The organism is Bacillus sp. PPSBB_2 (assembly GCF_045291115.1).
Lineage (GTDB): Bacteria > Bacillota > Bacilli > Bacillales > Bacillaceae_G > Bacillus_A > Bacillus_A cereus.
Window position 1 is genome coordinate 5331812 of record NZ_CP147983.1, and the last position, 24466, is coordinate 5356277.

The following is a 24466-nucleotide window of genomic DNA, read 5'->3' on the forward strand; positions in this document are numbered from 1 at the left end:
CATCACAAAAAAGCTACAGATAATATTTTATCTATAGCTCTTCCAATCAGTTATTTTGTGCCAAAGTATGCCTTTTGGAACATACACATTCTTATCGCATTATGATAGTTACCATCAACGAAAAACTCATCGATAAGCTCACCTTCTATCATAAACCCAACTTTTTTATAAACATGTACTGCTTTTTCATTTTCCTTATCCACAACTAAATATATCTTATGCATATTTAATACAGCGAAAGCATAATCCATTGCTAAACGCGTCGCCTCTACTGCATAACCATATCCTTGATAATTCGGATCAATAATAATTTGGAATTCTGTTCTACGATGAATATAATCGATTTCTACTAACTCAACTAATCCAACCATTTCATTGTCTTTCTCAACGATAAATCGGCGTTCGCTTTGATCATGTATATGTTTATCATATAAGTCTTGCAGCTCCACAAATGCCTCATACGGCTCTTCAAACCAATACGACATAATATGCGCATTATTATTCAGTTCGTGTACAAACTTTAAATCTTCTCGTTCTAATGGACGTAACTTCAATTCCTGATTCATTTCTATAACCTCCAAGTAAAAGAAACCTCTTCACTTAATTTCTCAATTTTTTTCGATTTCAAACGCCCTAATTTCATTGTAAACTTTCAAGCAACTTGAAGGTCAAGATGTAAAAAAGTAGTGCAAACTTATGTCTGCACTACTACTCTTTTCTCAAATCTCTCATATTCGATATGTATAAAGCAATAACTAAAACAAGAATTGCTCCTGCGTATAATAACGTCTCCATCGGTTCCTCATGAGACACAATAATCAATCGAATTAAGGCCGTAATTCCGATATAAATAAAATAACGTAACGGGAAATGATAGTTCGATTTAAAATACTTAATAATTAATGCAATGAACTCGAAGTATAAGAAATAGACGATGATACTTTCAACCAATTTATAAGACGTATACTCTTTTGCCGAAAAAATATACTGCACAAACGTAATTGTCTCATTCACTAAGAAAATCGATAACACAATGGATAATATAATTAAAGCTATATTTAATATCCATTGCAAAACACTAGCTATAACATGATCGATATTAAATGACTTCATTTTCTCTTTAGACTCCCCTTCTTATAAGTACTTATTTATTATAGCAAAATTACGATTGGAAAGAAGTTAAATCATATATTCGTCCTTTGTTGTTTCCAGTGTAGGGGAGATTTAGTGTGTGGAGAATTCTGTTTACAACCATACCCGACGAAACATGGAGAAACTCTTTCAAATTACCGTTCGTACATGTCGTACTAATGAGCAATGCATAATCTCGTATAGCATCCTCATATGCCACTTTTGAAAAATCTTTACAACTTGTACAACGCCAGCCCTTCTTCACTTTAACCATTGGAATAACTAAGCATTTCTCACATTGTACTCCATTTAACAACTCCTCTTTTTCTATTTTATATTGCTCAAGTATATTTTGTTGAAGTGGAGAATGCTCCGTTATTATTTGATGAATGAGCCTATCTACATTATCTATAACTTTTCTCTTATATTTACTTTCAAACCACTTTATTTTATGAGGTAAATTTGCACTATGAATAATTGTATGAAGAAGATTGTCATCTGAAGATTTTATAATGGTACGAGGCGAGCTAATAACAACGAGGGACTCGATTGGAAGACTAGAGGAAAATCCATGTAAGCTTAACCATTTCTTTAATTGTATTTCTTGCCTTTTTATTTGTAAAACCGGATCTGGAAATCCCTCTGAATTTCCTTCTGTTATTCGGATAAGTTGATTAAACTTTGCATCAAACATTAATGTACCTGCTATATTTTTTATCTCAAGAAAAAGAAGAAACTTTGTGGAAATGATAATAGTATCAATTTGAAAGTATTGATCATGATTAGATAAGCGAACATCATGTAAAACACTATACTCTTTCTCAGAAATAAAACTAAGTGGATAATCAATTGCTTGCTCCCCTTTATACCCCGCCATGTGTTTTGCCAAGTTTTCTCCAATTAAATTTCGTTTTGGATGATGTACAGGTAACCTTCTAAGCAGTGCTTCTAACTGTCTTATATAAATCGGCATTTTTCTTTCTTTCACAATCACCTCAAACACCCCTTTACAAATATATCAACGATTTTTTCAATATATCTATCACAACTCACAATATATCAACGATTTTCTCAATATATCTATCACAACTCACAATATATCAACGATTTTTCCAATATATCGATTGGTCGACAATATCTGACACTACCTCACTCCAATCACTCACAGCATATCCTAGAAAAACACCTTCAGCAAAAACTTAAAATCGTATTTCCTCATAAAAAAACCATAACCCGCTCCTCCAGCAAAGGTATGGTTTTTAACCCTGCGATGTCACTCTATCTATAACTTTGCTGTGAATTCCACAAAATCCATTTGTACTTATACCAACTTTCACTTTTTTCACACTGAAACTATATACCCCAAAATCGTTTCACAACGTTATTACTTCCGCATAGCTACAATTTATATAATAACGGTACAGTACAAATAACGTGCTGAATCACTAAGTATGGGGGAATAACGATGAACGAAGCGTTACTATTAGTAGACATACAAAATGATTACTTTGAAGGCGGCAATATGGAATTACATCAACCTGAAAAAGCCGCACAAAAAGCGAAAGAAGTTTTGAAAGTATTTCGCGAAAAACAGAAAACAGTTATTCACGTACAACATATCGCGAACAATGAAGGAGCTACTTTCTTCTTACCTGATACAGTAGGTGTTCAAATTCATGATGATGTACAACCGATTGCTAAGGAAAGAGTCATTCAAAAACATCATCCTAACAGTTTTTTAAGAACAAATTTATTAGGAACATTAAAGACAGAAAAAATAGACCTACTAGTCATTTGCGGTATGATGACTCATGTATGTATTGATGCAACAGTGCGCGCTGCCAGTGACTTCGGATTTCAATGTATTGTAATTGAAGATGCTTGTACAACAAAAGATTTAGAATTCCAAGGAAATCTAATCCCCGCAGTACACGCTCATCAATCGTTCATGAGTGCATTAGAGTTTGGTGATATTTATGCAACAGTCATGTCAGCAAACTGTTTTATAACCAAAAGCAAATAAAGAATTACAGTTCCATATGAAAAAAGAAAGGATAAGTATCTTATTCTTTCTTTTTTTGCATCGTCTTAATGACAGTATTTATACGATAATCACCATAATGTAAAACATCTGCAAGAGTCTCTTCTAATTGCTGATGCGAAGATGTGTGAAGAGTCATGACATAGCAACCATCGCCGCTTATACGATACATTTCAGTAATTACGTCCGTTTTTTCAAAAAAGTTTTGAATTTGATTATGATAATGCGGTGCATGCAAAAATAGTGTAACAAAGGTCATAATAGATCCTTCTAGCTTAGCCCTGTTAATATTTATCGTATATTTTTGAATGACACCTGCCTCTTCTAATTTATTAATTCGTTTCCCAACAGCCTGGCCAGTCAAATGTACTATCTCCCCAATTTCCTTCCAGTTCATTCTAGCGTTTTCTTGTAGTAATTGTATAATCTTAAAATCTGTTGAATCAAACATGGACATCCCCTTCCTATACGAAACGAATTCTATAAAATCTTCATTTCTCCTACAGTTTTTCTCAAAAGTTTTGCACTACAATCGATTAGCTCTATTAGCAATTACATTATTATTAGCGGCTTTCCTTCTTCTTTACAATGTATTTTTTGGATTACTCGTAGGCACTACAGTAATCTAGCGATTTTTTATAAATATGAACAAATTTTAGGAATTAGTTTATCTTTTTTTAATGTTTTATTTAGAGGCAGTTTATAGTCGGGTATTAACATAAGAAACGTAGCAACTAAGTTCATATATGACGCACTGCTACTATAATCGCTAACCGTACTACTTGAAATCATAAAATAAGGAGACGATAAAACATGAACAAAAAAGCAAAAGCACTATCATCCGTACTGCTCGGATTCACATTAGCATTAACAGGGTGTGCTGGTACTAAAGCTGAAGAAAATCATGGGAAACAAAAACAAGAACAAGTTGCTAAAGAAACAAAAAAGGAAAATAAATTAACTAAAGGGCAAAAAATGGCTAATATTCTTAGCGAGACAAATTGGCAAGGTACACGAGTGTATGACAAAGATAAGAATGACTTAACAAAAGAGAATGCAAACTTCATTGGTCTTGCAAAGTATGATGCAAAGTCAGGCAGATATGAATTTTTTGATGCTAAAACAGGTGCAAGTCGTGGCGATAAAGGAACCTTCTTTGTCACAAATGATGGGAAGAAGAGAATATTAATTTCAGAATCAATGAAGTATCAAGCTGTCGTTGACATGACAAAACTAAATAAAAATGTATTTACTTATAAACGAATGGGGAAAGACGCTAACGGTAAAGATGTAGAAGTTTTCGTTGAACATGTTCCATATAAAGAAAAAGAACTTTCTTTCACTGATCCGGACAAGCAGCTGAACACGACTACAGGAGATATTGTTAAAAACGTTGATGGAGATAAAATTTTAGGCAGTACCCTTTGGCACGGAACAAAGGTATTAGATGAAGCTGGTAACGATGTAACACAGTTTAATTCGAATTTTATAAGCCTAGCAAAATTTGATGACAAATCTAATAAATATGAGTTCTTCAATAGCGAAACAGGTCAAAGCCGCGGTGATTATGGCTACTTCGATGTTGTACACGAAAATAAAATAAGAGCCCATGTTTCCATTGGAAATAATAAATACGGTGCTGCTCTTGAGCTTACTGAACTAAATAAGAATAAATTTACGTATAAAAGAACTGGTAAAGACCAAGCTGGTAAGGATATAACTATATTCGTTGAACATGAGCCTTATAAAGGTGATATGAAACCACAATTTAGCTTTTAAAAACGTTTGATAAAGATCCTGTACTGAGTTGCAGGATCTTTCTTATTATTCGAAACATAAATCATCTATAAACGAAAAGAAGCATAAGGTAACCAAAACGGCATTTTATGCTTCTTCTTACAAATAGGATAAAAATTGAACCTTAACAACCACTACAGCTCATCAATTACTTTCGTTAGCTTTTGAAGCGCTGATAAAAGATTTGTTAATTCTTCAGGTGATAAACTTGCATAATATTTTTCAGAAACCTGTTGCATATATGCGTCCATTTCTTTTTTATATAACAATCCTTTCTCACCTAATTCAACTGAAAATGCACGTTTATCTTCTGCATGTTGCCTTCTGAAAATATATCCTTCCGTTTCAAGTTTCACTAACTGCTGGCTAATGGCACTTTTCGTCACATTCATTTTTGCAGCTAACTCTTTAGGAGTGGATGATGGGTACCTAATAATTAATGTTAACAACGTATATTGCTGATTATTTAAATTAAAATTCGTATAAGATCTTTCTTTCGTTTCAAGTAATATCCATAGTTCTTCAAGTGTTTGATTGATTTCCTCAGCTATATTTTTATTTATCATACTTCTCTCTCTCACCTTTTCTTCTCCAATTTTTCGGGTTTAAATACTTTTTATATTTTGCCACCACTTCTTTTCCAACAAAGACAGCACCTATCAAAAATAGAATTTCTCCTATTACTATACACCCTGGAATGACAATGGTCTTTACCTGCGTCGACAGTGAAGTAAATGGTATGATTAAAGCACTTCCCCAAAGTAGAACATATATGATTAGAAGTCCTATTCCAATTTTAAAAAGCAATGGCTTTTTTTGTTTATTTTCGTTTGAAATTATTTCTTTTTCCATTTCAAAACCCCCGAATACAATTTGATTTAGTTCACTTAACTAAACTATATATCAAGATTGATTTGATTGCAAGACTTTAAAATGTATTCACTAAAATTGCGTTTACTTGAATTCCAACCACATATTTTGAAAATAATTTTATTTGTATTCCCTATAAAAAAACACTTCTTCCGTGGAAAAAGTGTTTTTTTATACTTAATGACTAATACTAGCTGTTGGGTATAATGTTGTTCCTCCAATTGAAACTTTTATTTCATTTGTTAATGGAACGTTTTGTTCATTAATAATTGTTCTCCACCATTCCCATGCAAGACCTGTACATTCTCTTGCTACAATTTTTATATTTTTTGAATTCGGTGGAAGAGGGATAACTGTAGAGTAATGAGCCGTTTTGTCTTTTCCACTACCATCCCACGTTTTATGTGTTAGTACTTCGTTACCCTTTTGATCAAATGTGAATTCATCCCAAGATACATCAAATTGAGCAACGTAAGCACCGTAATGATCAAGTGTCATTTTAGCACTTGAATATTCTGTAGTTGTCGTCTCAATATAATCTGTATTGTTATGAACAGCAGCAGTTGCATTATCTTTTAAGAAAGTACTTGTATATGAAATTGGGTATGCTGGATTTTTAAGACTTAATTCAGCATTATCTTTAATAATATTTCGGATTTCATTGAAATCTTTAGTAACAACCTTGTTATGTTCTTTCGCATCTCCGCCTAATACTACAGCAGTAAAGGTACTTTCTTCAAAAATATCTTTATACTGTCCACTTGTTTCAACGCTGTTATTCTTAAGTAAGGCTTTAAAAGCAGCTTGTACATCTTTGCTCTTAGATGTTGTTTCTAATTTTACATAAATCGTTCTACCATAAGCTACATTTGAAACCATAACAGGTGGAGCCGAATTATTTACTCCTTTTCGAGTTAACTCGTCAAAAGTAACGCTATTATCAAAAAGGTCGGATGGATTGTTAGGTAGTTCAGCACTTACCGTATAAAATATTTGCTTATACGCCGCTACCATCACTTTTTTCTCTCCATTTGCAACCGCATTAAAATCAATATTTAGACTGTTATCAAGATATTTAGCGTTAACATTAAGAGCACTTGCAATTTGTGATTTACTATAAACCATAGATTCCGTATACTGCATTCTTGCAGGTAACGTATGTGTTGTAGAATACTTTTCATTCCAAGTAGATACTAAATCGTCTACTGCTCCAGCTACATTACCATATGTCGGATTTTGGACAGTGATTGTATTTTCTTTTCTCATGCCCGGTAAGTCTATACTAATATTCAAAGGCTTTCTCTTAGCCACTAATAAACTCGGTTGATTGTCTGCAAAAGCTTTATTAGCAAGTTGTACAGCTCCTGGATACGTGCGATTCACTACAGAATCAATAATTGAAATATCGACTGGTGACGTTGTAAGTGATTTTTTCTCGCGTTCCACTACTACAAATTTACCATTTGAATTGATACTTTCTTTCGGAACAAAACTTTCTACTTTATCACCATTTACAGCTGAAACCTCTTGATTATTATATTTAAGATTTGCTATACCAGTATCAATGCCACTAGCATTTTTGGTTACATCAGTTGCATTACTTGCTTGTGTTTCTGCGAAGGAAATAGATGAATAATTAATAGTGCATAGACTAACTAATAAACATGCAAGGAACTTTCTTCTTTTAGTGTTTTTCTTAATATTCAGAAAAATCACCCCGTTCTTTTTTTAGTAAAATATGATAATGATTGATAAATGATTGCTAACTAATAAATTTACATAAATGCTTTTAAAAGTTCTTGAATTAACGGGATTACGCCACCTACAAATTTTAAAACTGCCATTGCGATTTCCATATTATTTCCTCCTTTTTATTGCTACGAAAATATGATTTATCTTTATGCCCTCATTATAGTGACCCCTTACACTTTTATCAATACACTCTGATATGCAATATTACATATAAAAAAACAAGCTGAATTCTTTTGAAAAATTATACAGAGATATTTTTTCGTTTGGTACATACTTGAAAAGGTGAAGCATTCTTTTGCATTTTATGAGTAATCACATAAAAAAAGCTGCTGCCTATAAAATACAGACAGCAACTTCAACTAGAGTGTCTTGCATAATCTACGCAAGACATTTTATAACTAATAAACTGCTATTGGCCCATAAGGACCATTAATAATTTCTATTTTTGTTTCAAAAATATCTGTCAAAAGTGTTGAGTCCATAACCTCTTCTACTGTTCCAAAAGCAGCAATTTGTCCATCTTTCATAGCACAAATTTTATCCGAGTATTTAGCTGCAAAATTTATGTCATGCATAACAGTCAAAATTGTTCTTCCAAATTCATTAGCTGCACGTCTTAAATGCTCCATCATTTGAACAGAACGAGCAACATCAAGGTTGTTCAAAGGTTCGTCCAAAAGTACATATTCCGTCTCTTGGCACAGTACCATCGCTACATATGCCCTTTGTCTTTGACCACCAGAAAGCTCATCTAAATATCTATTCTCTAAACTAGTTAAATCTAAGAAATCGATATATTTAGAAATGATAACCTCATCTTCTTTAGTCAACCTTCCCTTTGAATAAGGAAAGCGCCCAAATCCAACTAATTGTCTAACTGTAAGCCTAGTTACAAAATGATTTTCTTGTCGCAATATAGTCAAAACTTTTGCTAAGTCTTTTGATTTGGATTCAGAAACATCCATATTTGCTACCTGAATTTGGCCTTCATCCATATCTAAAAGTCTGCCAATCATCAAAAGTGTCGTTGACTTTCCAGCACCATTTGGTCCAATTAAAGAAGTAAAGCCTGCTTTTGGTATTTCAATATCCAAAGGTCCTATTTTTACCTTATCAGTATAGAACTTTTTAACATTATCAATTTTTATCATAAAGCCCTCTTCCTTAAAACTATAGTTAAGAATATGATTCCACCAAATAATTCAATAATAACTGAAACTACACCTTGAGCATGGAATACATGATACATTAAAAAGTATGCACTCGTCATTATTAAAAATCCTATAGCAAAAGCCATCGGAAAAATATATCTATGATCATAAGTTGACGCTGCCTGATAACTCAAAGTTGCCACTAAAAAGCCGTAGAAAGTAAGTGGCCCAATTAGAGCTGTTGAAATGGACATTAAAATAGCTACTAATACAAGCGTATAAATTACACTAGGTTGGTATTTAACTCCAAAAGAAGTAGCGACATCTTTTCCTAGTGATAAAACATTCAAATTCTTAGAATGAGCAAAAATTAATACCGCTACAATTATGATCATAGGAATTACAATAGGAAAATATGCAGGATCTGCATGATTAATAGAACCAAATAGTCTTGCTTGTAAAATATCAAATTCTGAAGGCGCAAGTAGTTTTCTCATGAAAGTTGACACAGAATTTAGCCCGGTACCAATAATAATTCCAACTAAAAGCATAAGTTGTAAATTCCCGTATTTACCGGAAAGTAACCATCCATAAAGTATCAAACTCATGAAGACCATAACAACAACTTGGAATAAAAATGAGCCAATTCCATTAAAATTTATTAACGCACTAGCACCAAAGAAGAATACTGTACTCGTTTGAATTGCTGAATAAAGTGATTCGAAACCTAAAAGTGAAGGAGTAATAATTTTATTATTCGTAATAGATTGGAAAGCAACTGTCGACAAGCTATGGCAAACCGCAGCAATAATCATTGCAACAATAGCTACTATCCTTCTCTTAACAACTGGGATAAAAGAAGGTGAATCTATCGGAACTGGATTGTTATACACTAAAAGTCCATATGAAGAAAGAAGACCTAAAGCAATCAATGTTATCAGTAAAATCCAATAACGTCTTGCTTCCTTCTTAGACCGAAAAGCGCTAGCTGATCTACTTTCATTATGAAGGCTAGAATCGATTTCGACATTTTCTTTTTTTCTATATTCTAATGTGATCATCGTAGCCTCCTTGGTTTTCTTTGTCTCAATAAAATAGTAATAAACACGACTGCTCCCACTGTTGCAAGGATTAATGAAACAGGTAATTCAAAAGGCTTTATAATTGTTCGAGAAATGATATCACAGGCAGTTATTGATCCCATTCCGATCACACAAACCCAAGGTAAATTACTCCTAAGATCATCACCTCTAAACATTGAAACGATATTTGGCACAATTAATCCTAAGAAAGGTAAGTGTCCAATAACAGCTGCAACAATTCCAACTGCAACAGAGATAAGAGCAGTCCCAAAAAGAACAATTCTATTGTAATTAACTCCAAGACTTGTTGCGACATCTTCTCCTAGTCCAGCTAAAGTCAATCTATTAGCATACATAAAAATAAGAAAAGTAATGATAACAATCAGCCATAAATATTCATATCTTCCCACCTGAATGTTAGCAAATGAACCTACAAACCAAGTTTCAATACTTTGCGTCTTTTGAAAAAGGAGTCCTAAAAAAGTAGACACTGCAGAAATAACTGCTCCAAGCATCAATCCAATAATCGGGACAATTAAAGACGAACGAAGCTTAACTCTTCTTAAAAACAAAAAGAAAATCATAGTTCCTATAAAAGAAAAAATGATTGCACCAGTCATTCTTTGAACTAAAGTCGGGGCAGGAAATAGTAAATACACAAAAAGCAGGCCTAAGCCTGACCATTCAATCGTCCCCGTTGTAGTAGGTTCAACAAAACGATTCTGTGTAATAAGTTGCATGACGAGCCCTGCCATTGCCATCGCAGCTCCAGTAAGCATTAATGCAACCGTTCTCGGAACACGAGTGATGAAAAACATCTCCATTCCGTCCTCTTGTCCACGTATATCATAAACTCCAGTAAACAGTGATATAATCCCTAAAATTATAACAACTATAACTGCTATTATAAAAGGTTTTGTCCATATTTTATTTTGATTATAAAACTGGGGTTGAGAAATATTCTCAACCCTAGAAATCATATTTTTTGACACTGTTTCGTACCCCTTTACACTACTTAGCTAAAGTTTTTGCCATATTTCCAAATAACTCTATATAAGTTTGAATTGATTCATTTGTGTAAGTATCTTCTGGTGCATAAATAACTTGTTTTTTAGAAACAGCAGTTGTGTTTTGAAGAGCAGGTGATTTAGAAATAACATCCTTAGCAGGTGTTGACTTAGCTGCATCAGATGTTGCAGCATCACGATCTAATACGAAAAGCCAATCAGGATTTGTTTGTGCAATAGCTTCAACAGAAACGTCATCACCTTTATGACCTGCAGTAGAATTTGAAACTTCTAACGCTGGAGTCCAACCGAAAATTTCATACATTGGTCCCCAAACGCGACCAGAATGTGGAGCAGCAAAACCAATATTACCACCAGTAACGATAACACTCATAACTTTATCTTTTCCGTTATAAGCAGATTTTGCTTTTTCAATAGATTTATCAAAATCAGCTACTAATTGTTTAGCTTCTTTATCTTTATTAAAGATTTTTCCTAAAGTAATTGTAGAATCTTTAAGTCCTTTTACTAAGTTTTCGCCAGGCTTAGTAGCTTTCTCAGAAACATCAAAATTAAGATCAATAACTGCTGCATTTGGTACTAATTTTTTGATTTCTTCGTAATGGTCAGCAAATCTTTGACCAACGATTACAAGGTCAGGGTTTGCCGCTGCAATAATTTCTAGATTTGGTTCACGGTGATTCCCAATATTTTGAACTTTTTCATCCTTTTTATATGCTGAATCAGCAGGCATGATATCCTTTGGAGCAGCCGCTAATTTAATTCCCCAATCAGATAAAGTTTCAAAAGTTCTGTTATCCAAAGCAACTACATTCTTTGGGTTTACAGGGACTTTAACAGTTCCATGAGCATCAGTGATTTCAACCGTTTTTGGCTTATCACTACCATTATCTTTATTATTAGCCTTCGAAGTTTCTTTACTTGAATCTGAGCAAGCCACTAACATTAAAGTAAAAATTGCTAGAATACTCACTAATTTTAAAAGCATAGATTTTTTCATATATATACTCCTTATAGTGTGATTTATTTCGAAAATGATGACATCCATAGATTGAATTAGAAGGTAACTTTTATTCAATTGAATCGCTATTGATAATCATTTTCATTTGAACATCCTGTTAATTAGTATAGTCATTAATTCTGTGAAAATCTTGTGAATGGTGCTAATTCATAAAATCAGGCATAGAAAGTAATATGTGAAGTCGGGCGTATTGATTAACCTTTATTCTTCAGAGCGTGTCGATTTTTTTCGAGTAGACACTTTCAGTAGATCTGGTCTCAACTAATGCGAGCTAGAATCGTCCCCTCCACACTACCCAAAAGATGCTCATTAATAGCTAATGTTTTTATAATCCATTGCCTGATAGAAATATTCTTTTTACAGTTTTCATCTATTAATATTTCTCAGAAACTATTTGATTATCACATTTAACAAAAAAACGAGTAAAACTGAATGAAATAGTTTTACTCGTTTTCTATTACCTTATTTTATCATTCAATCATTGAATAGCCTCTGCCGTGTATCGTTTGAATATATCTCTCTTTCTTCTCGCACTTTAACTTTTTTCTTACATACCCAATATATAAGTCTACTACATTTGGATTTACTACTACATTATATCCCCATACTTGATTCAAAAGCATTTCACGGCTCAATATTGTGTTTTTATTCTTGATTAAAAATACAAGTAAATCGTACTCCCGCTTAGTAAGCGAGAGGTTTTTGCCACCTTTTTTCACAATATTGCTAGATGCATCAACAAAGAGATCTTTAAACTGAAAAAAGTTTATCTCCTTTTGCTGGTTACAATCACTTCTCCTTAAAATTGCTTGAACTCTTGCTACTAATTCTTCTTTCGCAAATGGTTTTCTTATATAATCATCTGCTCCTGCTTGTAACCCTGCTACGCAATCCTTACTAGAAATATTGTCAGTCACAATAATGATCGGTGTCGTTTTAACAAGTCGTATTTGTCTGCAAATTTCTGGTCCGGATATACTTAATGAATCCCAATCCAATATGATAATATCCCAATCTTGTTCATATATTATATTTAAACCTTCGTTTTCATTGTGAAGTTTTAAAATGAAATAGCCTTCTTGCGTTAAACCGCTTACGATTTTCTTTGCTGAAGACCGTTCATTTTTAATCACCAACACCTGCTTCACCGATGGTTCACCTCTACTTCAATATAAATTATTTAGATAAAAAAATTATCCCAAAAAAATAATTTAAGATTTATAAATTTAAAACCCCTAAATAATCCATTAAAACAGTTTATTAGGAGAACTCTATATAATCTTACAATAGGTATGGATAAAAACACAAAACATATGAAGATTCGAATAAAGTGAAAAAATAATAAAAACTCGACAATTGGGCGTTTACTAGCAGCTATATTATCTACCTGCTTATCGTCAATAACCATTTCTTTATTTTCTATTTCAGAGATATCGTCCCATCAACTTCAGCATTCTATAAAACCACAAACAAAAAGAACCATAACCTCGCCAACCTGGCAAAGTTATGGTTCATATCATACAAAATAAAAAACCACCAAATATGTATTGGTGGAGACGGTGGGAGTCGAACCCACGTCCAAAAATATCGGCACTTAAGCTTCTACGAGTGTAGTCGATATATTAGCATTTCGCGAACTCTTCGGCCTATCGACAGGCTTCCAAGTTGCTAGTCTGGTTGTTCTCTTCCTTTGTCCTCAGACGGCGAACTCCGGCGTAGTCCACTTAGTTTGAGTCCCTTACCCTACCACATGGACGATGGAGGGAGGAACCTTTAGTGCAATTAAGCAGCTAAAGAAAGATTGTTTTGTTTGCCAATTATAGGCTTTGACGTTTTAACGAGGCCGATCCCCTCGACTCGCAACCTAAGCTCGAACTATCCCTGTCGAATCCGTAACGTCCCCATGATAAAAATGGAGCATACGAAGAAAATATCGTGATAGCTACTAAGAGCTGTTTTTCAATGTGTAACAACCTTACATAAGTTATTATATCATACGCGCGCCGTTTTACAAATGTAAATATCTGTATTACATCTTTTGGCGATCACGGAACACGCGTGCAATTTCACGTTTTGCTTCTTTCTCTTTTAAATCGTGACGTTTATCGTATTGTTTCTTACCTTTTGCTAAACCAAGTGCCATTTTTGCAAATCCATTTTTTAAATAGATTCTAAGTGGAACTAATGCGTAACCTGTTTCTTTTGCAGCGCCCGCTAGCTTATCAATTTCTTTTTTATGAAGAAGTAATTTTCTCGTACGAAGTGGATCATGGTTGAAACGATTCCCTTGTTCGTATGTATTAATGTGCATATTATGAACCCATACTTCACCATTATGTACACGTGCAAACGCATCTTTCAAGTTCACGCGACCAGCGCGAATCGACTTAATTTCCGTTCCTTGAAGGACAAGCCCTGCTTCGTATGTTTCTTCGATGAAATAATCATGAAATGCTTTTTTGTTCTGTGCAATAACCTTACCTGTACCCTTTGGCATATAACGTCCCTCCTCTATTTTTACTATTGTAACAAATGTTAATAAAAAGCGAAAGTGGCTCGCTCAGAATCTTTGGACATTGGAACTCCCGACAGAGAAGCGCTTTTTGCTTCGTCCGAGGGAGTGAAATGGCCAACAGATTCTAGCCACTGTAGCTGGATTATACAAAAAGCGAAAGTGGCTCGCTCTCGAGCCACCAAGAAAAAAGAATGGCTTCGCTTTTTATCAAAGCGAAGCCATTCTTTTCTTACTTACGCTTTTTCTTTTTCTTCTTGAATCCTGGTACGTTTTCGAAGAATGCTTTTTTCTTCTTACCGTTACCATCTTTTTTTCCCGGCTGGCTAGCAGAAGCGGATGCGGATGCGGATGCAGATCCTCTTCCTTTTCCTTTACCACCACGGTCAAATTTTCTACCTGTGCCACGTTCACCGCCGCGCTCATTACTGCGCTCGCTACGTCCACCGCGTTTCTTTCTGCCTGTTCTTGGCTGCTCGATAACGACTGGACGATCTTTGAACTTACGGCGAGGTGTGCCTTTCATGCCAACGATTTCAAAGTCGATTGCACGCTCGTCTTTGTTTACGTTAATAACGCGAATTGTAATTTCGTCACCGATGCGGAATACGTTTCCTGTACGTTCTCCGATCATAGCGAAATGTTGCTCGTCATAACGGTAGTAATCATCCGTTAAATAACTAACGTGTACAAGACCTTCAATTGTATTTGGAAGCTCTACGAATAAACCGAAGTTTGTTACAGAGCTAATCATACCGTCATACTCTTCACCGATCTTATCAACCATATACTCTGCTTTTTTCATCTCATCTGTTTCACGCTCTGCTTCAACAGCACGACGTTCCATATTAGAAGAATGCTCTGCAATCTCAGGTAATTTTTCACGCCATTTTGCTTGCGTTTCGTTGTCGACTTTACCGTTAATAATGTATTCACGAATTAATCTATGAACGATTGTATCCGGGTAACGACGAATTGGTGATGTGAAATGCGTGTAGAACTCAGTTGATAAACCGAAATGTCCTAAGCTATCCGCATCGTAACGCGCTTGCTTCATAGAACGAAGCATTACTGTTGAAATAACTACTTCTTCTGGCTGCCCTTGAACCATTTCAAGAATTTGTTGCAGCGCACGAGGATGTACTTCATTCGCACGTCCTTTTACCGCATATCCGAAGTTCGTTACAAACTCGAAGAAACGCTCTAACTTATCTTCTTTCGGATCTTCATGGACACGGTACATGAATGGTACGTTCATCCAGTGGAAGTGCTCTGCTACTGTTTCATTCGCAACAAGCATAAATTCTTCAATTAACTTCTCTGATACAGAACGATCGCGCATGACAACGTCTGTCGGTTTTCCTTCTTCATCCACTAATACTTTCGCTTCTTTAAAGTCAAAGTCAATTGCACCACGGCGCATACGTTTTTCACGTAAAATTTGTGCCAATTGACCCATCTCTTTAAACATCGGTACGAGCGGCTCATAACGCTTAATTAACTCTTCGTCCTCATCTTCTAAAATGCTTCTTACGTCAGCATAAGTCATACGCTCTGTCGTTTTAATCACACTTTGGAAAATCTCGTGTTTAACAACATCACCTAAGTTGTTGATTTCCATTTCACAAGATAATGTCAGACGGTCTACTTTCGGATTTAATGAACAAATACCGTTAGATAGACGGTGTGGAATCATCGGAATTACACGGTCAACAAGATACACACTCGTCGCTCTTTCCGCTGCTTCTACATCAATTGGAGAACCTTCTTGAACGTAATGACTTACATCCGCAATGTGAACGCCTAGCTTGTAGTTACCGTTCTCAAGTTTCGTTACTGTAACAGCATCATCTAAATCTTTTGCGTCTGCACCGTCAATCGTTACGATCATTTGGTCACGTAGATCACGGCGATCTTTTAAATCTTCTTCTGAAATCGTTTCTGGTACACTGTTTGCATGTTCCATCACTTCTTCAGGGAACGCTAAAGGCAAGTGATGTTTATGAATGACAGATAAAATATCTACTCCTGGATCATTTTTATGACCTAGAATTTGAATAACTTCACCTTCTGCACTTAAACGATTCTCTGGATAGCTCGTAATTTTCACAACTACTTTATGACCTTCTACAGCGCCCATAGACGCACTTTTCAATACGAAAATGTCACTCGTCCAGCGCTTATTGTCAGGTATAACGAACCCAAAGTTTTTCGACTCTGTATATGTACCAACTAGTTCTTTCGTTCCACGCTCTAAAATGCGTACAATTGAACCTTCTTGACGTGAACCGCTTGATTGAGAACTAAGGCGTGCTAATACTGTATCGCCATGAAGTGCCCCGTTTAACTCTGTAGGCGGGATGAAAAGATCATCGTCTCCCGTTTTCTTCTCGTCTGGTACAACGAATGCAAAACCACGTGCATGTCCAATTAACTTACCGCGTATTAAATTCATCTTTTCAGGAAGACCGTAACGGTTGCTACGTGTACGAATAACAAGTCCCTTCTCTTCCATCATTACAAGTGCTTTTACAAAATCTTTAAAGCCCTCAGAACCTTCAATTCCAAATGCCTCTTCTAACTCTTGTATCGTTAGCGGTTTATACGCTTCTTCTCTCATAAATAATAACAACTTATCAATATGTTCTTGTGTGATTTCTTCCAAGCAAAAATACCTCCTTTAAAACCTTATATTATTTAGTGTATCCGAAAGATAGGGGATGTATAAAACGAAACTTCAATACTCCCCTTATGATTTTTACAGTTTTCACAAAAAATTCCTTATGAAAAAAAGAGGCAACTAGATCTTACCAATCTAGTTGCTCCAAGAAGTTATATACATCCTCATGTAGCTCGTCACGTTGTTTATCAAGTGTAATGACATGCGTAGAGTCTTCATACCATTTAATGTCTTTTAACGTAGATTCTACACCGTTATAAATAATGTTAGCACTATCTGTATTAATCATTTCGTCATGACGTGCTTGTACAACAAATGTTGGTGCATAAATCATATCCACATTGTTACGTACGTCAGCAATTAATTGTTGTAATGCTTTTAATGTATTCATCGGTGTCTTTTGGAATTCCAACATTTCTTGTTCAATTTGTTCTGTTGATTTTTGCTCACGTTTTTTATATTCGCGGGCATATGCCAATATACCTTGGTACATCGTTTCTTCGCTCTTAATATACATAGGTGCACACATTGGTACTACACCTAAAACCGGTACTGTATAACCTAATTTTAAAGAAAATACGCCGCCAAGTGACAATCCAACAACAGCAATTTTCTCAAAACCTTTATCTTTTAAAAGCTGATATGCCTCCGTTACATCTTGCCACCAATCTTCAGGCCCTGTATGAACAAGCTCTTCTGGTGGTACACCGTGCCCTTTATAAATTGGCGCATGACAAGTATAGCCTTTCTTTTCTAAGAAACGCCCTAACATACGTACATCAGCTGAGTTCCCTGTGAATCCATGTAGTAATAAAACAGCGCGGTCTCCACCCTCAAATGTAAATGGTTTCGGAGATGCTAATTTCATCATGTATTTCTCCTCTTTCTCTTCTGTAATCTAGTCGTATTCTTTCTATATCTAGTGTACCATATTTGTATTTCTATAATCTAATTAGAAACATCTTTCAAATAGCAAAACAAAAAAAGAAGAACCATTAGTACCATTCACTAACGCTTCTTCTTTCAATTCTATAAATTGAAGTACGTAACACCAATTGTTAATACAAAGAACAATACAGCTAAAACAATTGTAATACGGTTTAATACCGCTTCAATTCCACGTGCCTTTTGCTTACCAAATAATTGCTCCGCACCGCCTGAAATTGCACCTGAAAGGCCTGAGCTATTACTAGATTGCATAAGTACCATAACAATCATTAAAATCGATACAATAATAAGTAAAACTGATAATAACGTATGCACTTGGCGTACCTCCTACAAAGATTCAGTTATTGTAACTGTAGCATAAATTCTATAGAAAAGCGAGAGCTATAGAGGCGCTCTCGCTTTTCTTCTATTACATAAACATCATCGCAAATAACGGTCCAAGTAAACATGTCAAAATTGCTGTTAATGTCATTGTTACCGATCCAATAACACCTTCATGCTCATTATTTTTCATTGCTCTCATAACACCCATAATATGAGAAGCACATCCAAATCCTATACCTTTACCAACTGAGTTTGTAACACGGCTCCATTTTAATAAAAGGGGTCCTGTAATCGTTCCAGTAATACCTGCGATAACAACGAAAGCTGCTGTTAAGGAAGGTACACCACCAACTTGCTCTGAAACACTCATCGCAACTGGCATTGTCACCGATTTTGGTAAAGACGATAAGATTAAGCTTTTATCCGTTCCCATAAGTGAAGCAATTGCAAAATCACTAGCGATTGCAACTGTTGTACCTACTAATACGCCACCAGCAATCGGTACAACATATTTTTGCAGAACATGACGTTGTTTATAAAGAGGAATTGCAAATGCTACAACACCGGGTCCAAGTAGCTTTGCAATCCAGCCACCACCACTTTCCATATAATGTTGATATGGTATATCAAGCACGATAAATAGGAAAGCCATTAATCCAGTTGCTACAAGCATTGGAATGGTGAATGGTGTTGGAAATAATTTATAGATTTTTTTAGATAATTGATATAATAGCACCGTAAAAAGAACCCAACCGACTCCGATTAATATTTGACTCATCGCGACTCTCTTTCCTTCCTATTCGCAAGATATTGTCCTGTATGTCCTGCGACAATAATAATTAAAAATGTACTCGCTACAACTGTAATGAAAAGAGAAATTCCTTTACTCATAAAAAAAGCACCGTAATTCATTAGGCCAAGCGTTGGCGGAATTAATAAAAACGGCATAATAGCAACGAGTGTTTCTGCTCCTAAATCGAACCATTTCACTGGCAGAACTTTTAGGCTAAGTAAAACAAGTAAGAGGAACATTCCAATCAAACTTCCTGGAATCGGAATATTTAACATTTCTTGCACCCAAGTTCCAACCATATAAAACACGTAAAGAGCAGCAATTTGGACAAGAATCTTTGTAAATTTCATGTTCATCATCCCTCATGTTTATACGATCTTCTGTTAATATCTTTATCATAGTATAAATTGTAAAAAGCTGCAATTTATCAACTTGACAGTAAAAACAGCCTATGTTATACGCTTACAACCTTGATATGACTGCATTTCTAAACGAAAATTATGTCAAAAACCTTGACCTAATATAAAAAGTTTTTATTTTCTGAATTTAAAAAACTATTATTTCAATAAAATAATCTTTTTATTCTTAAACTTACATATATATAAAGTGAAACTTTAATCCATGAGATTCCCCTCATCCTTATTGATTATTAGCCCTCACCAAGCTGGTTTGTAGGGGATAAACAAGATAGGTGGTGAACATATGCCCAAAAAAGTTCTCATTTTTTGTGATCCTGGGATTGATGATACGATGGCTCTCCTCTTAGCATTCTTTATCGATGAAATAGAAATCGTCGGTATCGTTGCTGATTACGGCAATGTTCCAAAAAAAATGGCCGTAGAAAATGCTCATTTTTTTAATAACGAAACAAAGAATAGAAATATCAAGATATTCGGTGGTTCAGAACGTCCCCTTACTGGTGCCCCACCTGCGTTTTTTACGGATGTACATGGGAAACAGGGGCTCGGTCCAATTATTCCAAAGGTGAATGTGACTAACGGAGAAATGGAGAATTTTTTTGAAGTCATTCCTCTTATTGAACAGTATAAAGATGAATTAATCATTGTAAGTTTAGGAAGACTTACCTCCCTAGCAATTTTATTCATCGTATGTAAACAGTTAATGAAGCAAGTTAAATCTTACTACGTAATGGGCGGTGCCTTTTTACATCCTGGTAATGTTACCCCTATTTCCGAAGCAAACTTTTATGGCGATCCTACTGCCGCTAATATAGTCCTTCAATCCACAGCTAACATGTACATATACCCATTAAACGTCACTCAATACTCCATCATTACACCAGAAATGGCAGAATATATTGAAGCCAAAGGAAAAGCCCCACTTCTCAAACCTTTATTCGATCATTATTACTACGGATATTATAAAGACGCCCTACCACATTTAAAAGGCAGCCCTTTCCATGACACAATGCCAATACTCGCTTTATTTGATAACTCTATGTTCACGTATCATAAATCACCTATCGTTGTCATGACAGAATCTTATGCACAGGGGGCAAGCATTGGAGAATTTCGCTCTTTAGGAGAATCTAAACCATTTATTGATTGGCCGAGTCATCAAATAGCAATTGATTTTGATTATAACCGCTTCTTCAAACATTTCATGTCACTTATGACGGGTGAACAATTTTAGCATAAAAAAACAGACCGTGATTTCTCACGGTCTGTCGTTTATTTTCTACAATTATCGTTTGATGTTATAGAAAGATTTGATACCATCGTAAACAGCGATTTCGCCTAGCTCGTCTTCGATACGTAATAATTGGTTGTACTTAGCAATACGGTCAGTACGGCTCATAGAACCAGTTTTGATTTGGCCAGCGTTAGTTGCAACTGCGATGTCAGCGATTGTAGCATCTTCAGTTTCACCAGAACGGTGAGATACAACTGCTGTGTAACCAGCACGTTTAGCCATTTCGATAGCTTCGAAAGTCTCAGTTAAAGTACCGATTTGGTTAACTTTAATTAAGATTGAGTTAGAGATACCTTTTTCGATACCTTCAGCAAGTTTTTGAGTGTTAGTTACGAATAAATCGTCACCAACTAATTGTACTTTATCACCGATACGCTCAGTTAATAATTTGTGACCATCCCAGTCGTTTTCGTCTAAACCATCTTCGATAGAGATGATTGGGAAGTCTTTGCAAAGCTCTTCATAGAAATCAACCATTTCTGCAGAAGTTAAGCCAGTACGGCCTTCGCCTGCAAGGTCATATTTACCAGTTTCTTTGTTGTAGAACTCAGAAGAAGCAACGTCCATTCCTAAGAATACGTTCTCGCCAGCTTTGTAACCAGCTTTTTCGATAGCTTCGATGATTACTTCTAAAGCTTCACGGTTAGAACCAAGGTTTGGAGCGAATCCACCTTCGTCACCTACTGCAGTGTTAAGACCTTTGTCATGTAATACAGCTTTAAGTGCATGGAATACTTCAGCACCCATACGGATTGATTCTTTGAATGTTGGAGCACCAACTGGTAAGATCATGAACTCTTGGAAGTCAACGTTGTTATCAGCGTGAGAACCACCGTTGATGATGTTCATCATTGGAGTTGGTAATTGTTTTGCATTGAATCCACCAAGGTAACGGTATAATGGAAGACCTACGAAGTCAGCTGCTGCGTGAGCTACTGCCATAGATACACCAAGGATAGCGTTAGCGCCTAGTTTACCTTTGTTTGGAGTGCCATCTAATTCGATCATAGCACGGTCGATACCAGCTTGGTCAGTTACATCGAAACCAGCGATTTCTGGAGCGATAATTTCGTTAACGTTGTTTACTGCGTTAACAACACCTTTACCAAGGTAACGAGATTTGTCACCGTCACGTAATTCTACTGCTTCGTGTTCACCAGTAGATGCACCACTTGGTACGATAGCGCGTCCGAAAGCGCCGCTTTCTGTGTAAACTTCTACTTCTACAGTTGGGTTACCACGAGAGTCAAGGACTTCGCGAGCATAAACATCAATAATTGTTGACATAATAAATTCTCTCCTTTTTATATAAGCAAATTATTTAATAATTGTTTTACCTGTCATTTCTTTCGGTTGTTCCACATTTAAAAGTGTAAGCATTGTTGGAGCGATATCTCCTAAAATACCACCTTCACGAAGCTCTACATCATTTTTTGTAACGATGAAAGGAACCGGGTTAGTTGTATGAGCTGTCATAGGACCGCCATCAGCAGTTAACTCCTGATCAGCATTACCATGGTCAGCAGTAATAAGTGCTACACCATCTTTTGCAAGAATCGCTTCTACAACTTTTCCTAAACATTCGTCAGTTGCTTCTACTGCTTTAATTGTTGGTTCCATCATCCCAGAATGCCCAACCATATCACAGTTCGCAAAGTTAAGAATGATAACATCATGTTTATCATTTTCGATTTCATTTACTAAAGCGTCCGTTACTTCGTAAATGCTCATTTCAGGTTTCAAGTCATACGTTGCAACCTTCGGTGAGTTAATTAAGATACGCTCTTCTCCTGGGAATTCAGCCTCACGACCACCGCTAAAGAAGAATGTAACGTGCGGATACTTTTCAGTTTCCGCGATGCGAAGTTGCTTTAATCCCGCTTGCGCAACAACTTCACCTAAAGTGTTATCAAGGTTCATTGGCTTGAATGCCACGTAACCATCTACAGTTTCACTGAAGTGTGTCATACATACGAATTCTGGAATGTGAGGTACTTTTTCACCACGATCGAACTCACGGAAGTCTTCGTTTGTAAATACACGAGCAATTTGAATTGCACGGTCTGGACGGAAGTTATAGAAGATAACTGCATCATCATCATTGATTGTTGCAACTGGCGTGTTATCTTCGTTAACAATTACAGACGGCAATACGAATTCATCATAGATACCGTTCGCATAAGAGTCTTCTACACACTCTTCTGCTGATTTATAAGTAGGGCCTTCACCATTCACCATAGCACTGTAACATTTTTCTACGCGATCCCAACGCTTGTCACGGTCCATAGAGTAATAACGACCAGAGATAGTCGCGAATTGTCCTACTCCTGTTTCTTTAATTACTTCATTCGTTGCATCGATATAACCTTTTGCTGTTTGTGGTCCAACATCGCGGCCGTCTAAGAATGCATGGATATAAACTTTCTCCACGCCTTCTTTTGCTGCTAGGCGAAGAAGAGCAAACATATGGTTCATGTGACTGTGCACACCACCGTCAGAAAGTAAACCGAATAAATGAAGTGCAGTACCTTTTTCTTTTACACTTTTAATTGCATTTTGGAAAGTTTCGTTCTTATCGAACTCACCTTCACGAATTGCAACGTTAACGCGTGTTAAGCTTTGATATACTACGCGGCCAGCACCGATATTTAAGTGACCAACCTCAGAGTTACCCATTTGACCTTCTGGAAGACCTACCGCCTCGCCACAAGCTGTAAGCGTTGTGTGAGGGAATTTGTTCCAGTAACCATCAAAATTAGGTTTCTTAGCTTGTGCTACAGCATTCCCGTAAGTTTCTTCACGAAGTCCGAAACCGTCAAGAATGATTAAAGCTGTTGGCTTTCTCATTTTACCGCCCCCAGAAGACCTAAGAACGAAGCAGGCTCTAAGCTAGCACCGCCAACTAAAGCGCCGTCGATGTCAGATTGTGCCATATACTCTTTAATGTTTTCTGGTTTTACGCTACCGCCGTATTGGATACGAACAGCTTCTGCAGCTTTTGGAGAAACAGCTTCTGCAACAACTTTACGGATGTGCGCACATACTTCGTTTGCATCTGCAGAAGAAGAAGATTTCCCTGTACCGATAGCCCAGATTGGCTCATAAGCGATAACAGTTGCTTTAACTTGCTCTTCTGTTAAACCTGCAAGTGCTTTTGTCACTTGACCTGCTACTAGATCAAATGTTTTTCCGCTTTCGCGCTCTTCTAAAGTCTCACCACAACATACGATTGGTGTTAAACCATGTTCAAATGCTGCGATAGTCTTTTTGTTTACTGACTCATCTGTTTCGGCAAACATTTCACGACGCTCAGAGTGGCCAAGTACTACATAGCCAACTTTTAAGTCGCTAAGTGCTACTGGGCTAATTTCGCCAGTGAATGCACCATTTTTTTCGAAGTGCATGTTTTGTGCACCTACTTGTAAGTCAGTTCCTTCAGTTGCTGCTACAAGGCGCTCTAAGAATAGAGCTGGAGAGCAAACTACTGCATCAACAGCTGAAGCTGCTGGGATTTGACCTTTAACTTCCTCTACGAAGCTAACTGCTTCTGATAGAGTTTTATTCATTTTCCAGTTACCTGCGATAATTGGTTTACGCATGCTTTGCACCGTCCTTTTTCTTTG

24 protein-coding genes and 1 other RNA gene are annotated in these 24466 nt (G+C 36.0%); 3 read left to right on the top strand and 22 right to left on the bottom strand.

The genetic code is table 11. From position 1 onward, the window contains the following. Window positions 1-50: 50 nt before the first annotated feature. From speG to V6946_RS27145, 3 genes are all read right to left on the bottom strand, one after another. The gene (gene speG / locus V6946_RS27135; RefSeq protein ID WP_006918761.1) at window positions 51-566 is read right to left on the bottom strand and encodes a spermidine N1-acetyltransferase; all 516 of its coding nucleotides are present in this window, start codon (window positions 564-566) and stop codon (window positions 51-53) included. Between the two features lie 142 nt (window positions 567-708). Continuing rightward, window positions 709-1113, bottom strand: coding sequence for a phosphate-starvation-inducible protein PsiE (gene psiE, locus V6946_RS27140; protein WP_000834708.1), 405 nt, complete (start codon window positions 1111-1113; stop codon window positions 709-711). A 49-nt stretch (window positions 1114-1162) separates the two neighbouring features. Beyond that, window positions 1163-2119 (bottom strand): nuclease-related domain-containing protein, encoded by a 957-nt coding sequence (locus V6946_RS27145; protein WP_081631303.1) that lies wholly within the window; start codon window positions 2117-2119, stop codon window positions 1163-1165. Between the two features lie 477 nt (window positions 2120-2596). On the opposite strand from V6946_RS27145, the gene V6946_RS27150 reads away from it, so the two are divergent. Beyond that, window positions 2597-3154, top strand: a complete 558-nt coding sequence (locus V6946_RS27150; protein ID WP_006918757.1) for a cysteine hydrolase family protein — start codon at window positions 2597-2599, stop codon at window positions 3152-3154. 40 nt (window positions 3155-3194) lie between these two features. Here V6946_RS27150 and V6946_RS27155 read toward each other — a convergent pair whose 3' ends face one another. Then, complete coding sequence (locus V6946_RS27155) at window positions 3195-3623, bottom strand: Lrp/AsnC family transcriptional regulator (protein WP_006918755.1); 429 nt, start codon at window positions 3621-3623, stop codon at window positions 3195-3197. Between the two features lie 362 nt (window positions 3624-3985). Between V6946_RS27155 and V6946_RS27160 the strand changes: the two genes are divergently transcribed. Then, window positions 3986-4951: a DUF4822 domain-containing protein gene (locus tag V6946_RS27160; RefSeq protein ID WP_001034145.1), complete on the top strand. Its 966-nt coding sequence runs from the start codon at window positions 3986-3988 to the stop codon at window positions 4949-4951. Between the two features lie 152 nt (window positions 4952-5103). On the opposite strand, the gene V6946_RS27165 is transcribed toward V6946_RS27160, so the two are convergent. The 15 genes from V6946_RS27165 to V6946_RS27235 all read right to left on the bottom strand — a co-directional run bounded on the left by V6946_RS27165 (window position 5104) and on the right by V6946_RS27235 (window position 19480). Then, window positions 5104-5535, bottom strand: coding sequence for a MarR family winged helix-turn-helix transcriptional regulator (locus tag V6946_RS27165; protein WP_006918751.1), 432 nt, complete (start codon window positions 5533-5535; stop codon window positions 5104-5106). After that, window positions 5525-5821, bottom strand: coding sequence for a transporter suffix domain-containing protein (locus V6946_RS27170; RefSeq protein ID WP_000409981.1), 297 nt, complete (start codon window positions 5819-5821; stop codon window positions 5525-5527). The genes V6946_RS27165 and V6946_RS27170 overlap by 11 nt, the downstream gene beginning before the upstream one ends. Window positions 5822-6016: 195 nt before the next feature. Then, the gene (gene alo, locus V6946_RS27175; protein WP_406622153.1) at window positions 6017-7555 is read right to left on the bottom strand and encodes an anthrolysin O/cereolysin O family cholesterol-dependent cytolysin Alo; all 1539 of its coding nucleotides are present in this window, start codon (window positions 7553-7555) and stop codon (window positions 6017-6019) included. A gap of 434 nt (window positions 7556-7989) precedes the next feature. Beyond that, on the bottom strand, window positions 7990-8742 hold the full coding sequence (locus V6946_RS27180) for an ABC transporter ATP-binding protein (RefSeq protein WP_000590071.1): 753 nt from the start codon (window positions 8740-8742) through the stop codon (window positions 7990-7992). After that, window positions 8739-9803: an iron chelate uptake ABC transporter family permease subunit gene (locus V6946_RS27185; RefSeq protein ID WP_006918749.1), complete on the bottom strand. Its 1065-nt coding sequence runs from the start codon at window positions 9801-9803 to the stop codon at window positions 8739-8741. Before V6946_RS27185 ends, V6946_RS27180 begins: the two co-directional genes overlap by 4 nt. Beyond that, window positions 9800-10816, bottom strand: a complete 1017-nt coding sequence (locus V6946_RS27190; RefSeq protein WP_033692000.1) for an iron chelate uptake ABC transporter family permease subunit — start codon at window positions 10814-10816, stop codon at window positions 9800-9802. Before V6946_RS27190 ends, V6946_RS27185 begins: the two co-directional genes overlap by 4 nt. Window positions 10817-10835: 19 nt before the next feature. Next, a complete protein-coding gene (locus tag V6946_RS27195; protein WP_048558128.1) occupies window positions 10836-11852 on the bottom strand; it encodes a siderophore ABC transporter substrate-binding protein in 1017 nt (338 codons plus the stop codon). Window positions 11853-12343: 491 nt separating this feature from the next. Continuing rightward, complete coding sequence (locus V6946_RS27200; protein ID WP_033691999.1) at window positions 12344-13021, bottom strand: response regulator transcription factor; 678 nt, start codon at window positions 13019-13021, stop codon at window positions 12344-12346. A 400-nt stretch (window positions 13022-13421) separates the two neighbouring features. Further along, window positions 13422-13776, bottom strand: a transfer-messenger RNA (tmRNA) gene (gene ssrA, locus V6946_RS27205). Between the two features lie 126 nt (window positions 13777-13902). After that, on the bottom strand, window positions 13903-14370 hold the full coding sequence (smpB, locus tag V6946_RS27210) for an SsrA-binding protein (RefSeq protein WP_001123920.1): 468 nt from the start codon (window positions 14368-14370) through the stop codon (window positions 13903-13905). A gap of 247 nt (window positions 14371-14617) precedes the next feature. Further along, complete coding sequence (gene rnr / locus V6946_RS27215; RefSeq protein WP_152121655.1) at window positions 14618-17050, bottom strand: ribonuclease R; 2433 nt, start codon at window positions 17048-17050, stop codon at window positions 14618-14620. 142 nt (window positions 17051-17192) lie between these two features. Continuing rightward, a complete protein-coding gene (gene estA, locus V6946_RS27220) occupies window positions 17193-17933 on the bottom strand; it encodes a carboxylesterase (protein WP_179951853.1) in 741 nt (246 codons plus the stop codon). 161 nt (window positions 17934-18094) lie between these two features. Next, window positions 18095-18328, bottom strand: a complete 234-nt coding sequence (secG, locus tag V6946_RS27225; RefSeq protein ID WP_000557264.1) for a preprotein translocase subunit SecG — start codon at window positions 18326-18328, stop codon at window positions 18095-18097. Between the two features lie 94 nt (window positions 18329-18422). After that, complete coding sequence (locus V6946_RS27230; protein ID WP_000078309.1) at window positions 18423-19115, bottom strand: LrgB family protein; 693 nt, start codon at window positions 19113-19115, stop codon at window positions 18423-18425. Then, window positions 19112-19480: a CidA/LrgA family holin-like protein gene (locus tag V6946_RS27235; RefSeq protein WP_000673222.1), complete on the bottom strand. Its 369-nt coding sequence runs from the start codon at window positions 19478-19480 to the stop codon at window positions 19112-19114. Before V6946_RS27235 ends, V6946_RS27230 begins: the two co-directional genes overlap by 4 nt. Before the next feature lie 352 nt (window positions 19481-19832). On the opposite strand from V6946_RS27235, the gene V6946_RS27240 reads away from it, so the two are divergent. Next, complete coding sequence (locus V6946_RS27240) at window positions 19833-20783, top strand: nucleoside hydrolase (RefSeq protein ID WP_006922901.1); 951 nt, start codon at window positions 19833-19835, stop codon at window positions 20781-20783. 51 nt (window positions 20784-20834) lie between these two features. Here V6946_RS27240 and eno read toward each other — a convergent pair whose 3' ends face one another. The 3 genes from eno to tpiA are packed head-to-tail and all read right to left on the bottom strand — an operon-like array spanning window position 20835 to window position 24442. Beyond that, window positions 20835-22130 carry a phosphopyruvate hydratase gene (gene eno, locus V6946_RS27245; protein ID WP_000103951.1) on the bottom strand — a complete coding sequence of 432 codons (1296 nt, stop codon included), beginning with the start codon at window positions 22128-22130 and terminating at the stop codon, window positions 20835-20837. Window positions 22131-22160: 30 nt separating this feature from the next. Beyond that, entirely contained in the window at window positions 22161-23690 is a 1530-nt protein-coding gene (gene gpmI / locus V6946_RS27250) for a 2,3-bisphosphoglycerate-independent phosphoglycerate mutase (protein ID WP_001231158.1), read from the bottom strand. Beyond that, entirely contained in the window at window positions 23687-24442 is a 756-nt protein-coding gene (gene tpiA / locus V6946_RS27255) for a triose-phosphate isomerase (protein WP_366982092.1), read from the bottom strand. Before tpiA ends, gpmI begins: the two co-directional genes overlap by 4 nt. Window positions 24443-24466 lie beyond the last annotated feature (24 nt).

Excerpts from the sequence above, each read along its gene's own strand:
- eno (WP_000103951.1), bottom strand. The coding sequence starts at position 22,130 with ATGTCAACAATTATTGATGTTTATGCTCGCGAAGTCCTTGACTCTCGT.
- V6946_RS27180 (WP_000590071.1), bottom strand. The coding sequence starts at position 8,742 with ATGATAAAAATTGATAATGTTAAAAAGTTCTATACTGATAAGGTAAAA.
- V6946_RS27150 (WP_006918757.1), top strand. The coding sequence starts at position 2,597 with ATGAACGAAGCGTTACTATTAGTAGACATACAAAATGATTACTTTGAA.
- V6946_RS27235 (WP_000673222.1), bottom strand. The coding sequence starts at position 19,480 with ATGAAATTTACAAAGATTCTTGTCCAAATTGCTGCTCTTTACGTGTTT.
- V6946_RS27155 (WP_006918755.1), bottom strand. The coding sequence starts at position 3,623 with ATGTTTGATTCAACAGATTTTAAGATTATACAATTACTACAAGAAAAC.
- V6946_RS27240 (WP_006922901.1), top strand. The coding sequence starts at position 19,833 with ATGCCCAAAAAAGTTCTCATTTTTTGTGATCCTGGGATTGATGATACG.
- smpB (WP_001123920.1), bottom strand. The coding sequence starts at position 14,370 with ATGCCAAAGGGTACAGGTAAGGTTATTGCACAGAACAAAAAAGCATTT.
- V6946_RS27160 (WP_001034145.1), top strand. The coding sequence starts at position 3,986 with ATGAACAAAAAAGCAAAAGCACTATCATCCGTACTGCTCGGATTCACA.
- V6946_RS27195 (WP_048558128.1), bottom strand. The coding sequence starts at position 11,852 with ATGAAAAAATCTATGCTTTTAAAATTAGTGAGTATTCTAGCAATTTTT.
- estA (WP_179951853.1), bottom strand. The coding sequence starts at position 17,933 with ATGAAATTAGCATCTCCGAAACCATTTACATTTGAGGGTGGAGACCGC.
- gpmI (WP_001231158.1), bottom strand. The coding sequence starts at position 23,690 with ATGAGAAAGCCAACAGCTTTAATCATTCTTGACGGTTTCGGACTTCGT.
- tpiA (WP_366982092.1), bottom strand. The coding sequence starts at position 24,442 with ATGCGTAAACCAATTATCGCAGGTAACTGGAAAATGAATAAAACTCTA.
- V6946_RS27165 (WP_006918751.1), bottom strand. The coding sequence starts at position 5,535 with ATGATAAATAAAAATATAGCTGAGGAAATCAATCAAACACTTGAAGAA.
- psiE (WP_000834708.1), bottom strand. The coding sequence starts at position 1,113 with ATGAAGTCATTTAATATCGATCATGTTATAGCTAGTGTTTTGCAATGG.
- V6946_RS27170 (WP_000409981.1), bottom strand. The coding sequence starts at position 5,821 with ATGGAAAAAGAAATAATTTCAAACGAAAATAAACAAAAAAAGCCATTG.
- V6946_RS27185 (WP_006918749.1), bottom strand. The coding sequence starts at position 9,803 with ATGATCACATTAGAATATAGAAAAAAAGAAAATGTCGAAATCGATTCT.
- V6946_RS27230 (WP_000078309.1), bottom strand. The coding sequence starts at position 19,115 with ATGAGTCAAATATTAATCGGAGTCGGTTGGGTTCTTTTTACGGTGCTA.
- speG (WP_006918761.1), bottom strand. The coding sequence starts at position 566 with ATGAATCAGGAATTGAAGTTACGTCCATTAGAACGAGAAGATTTAAAG.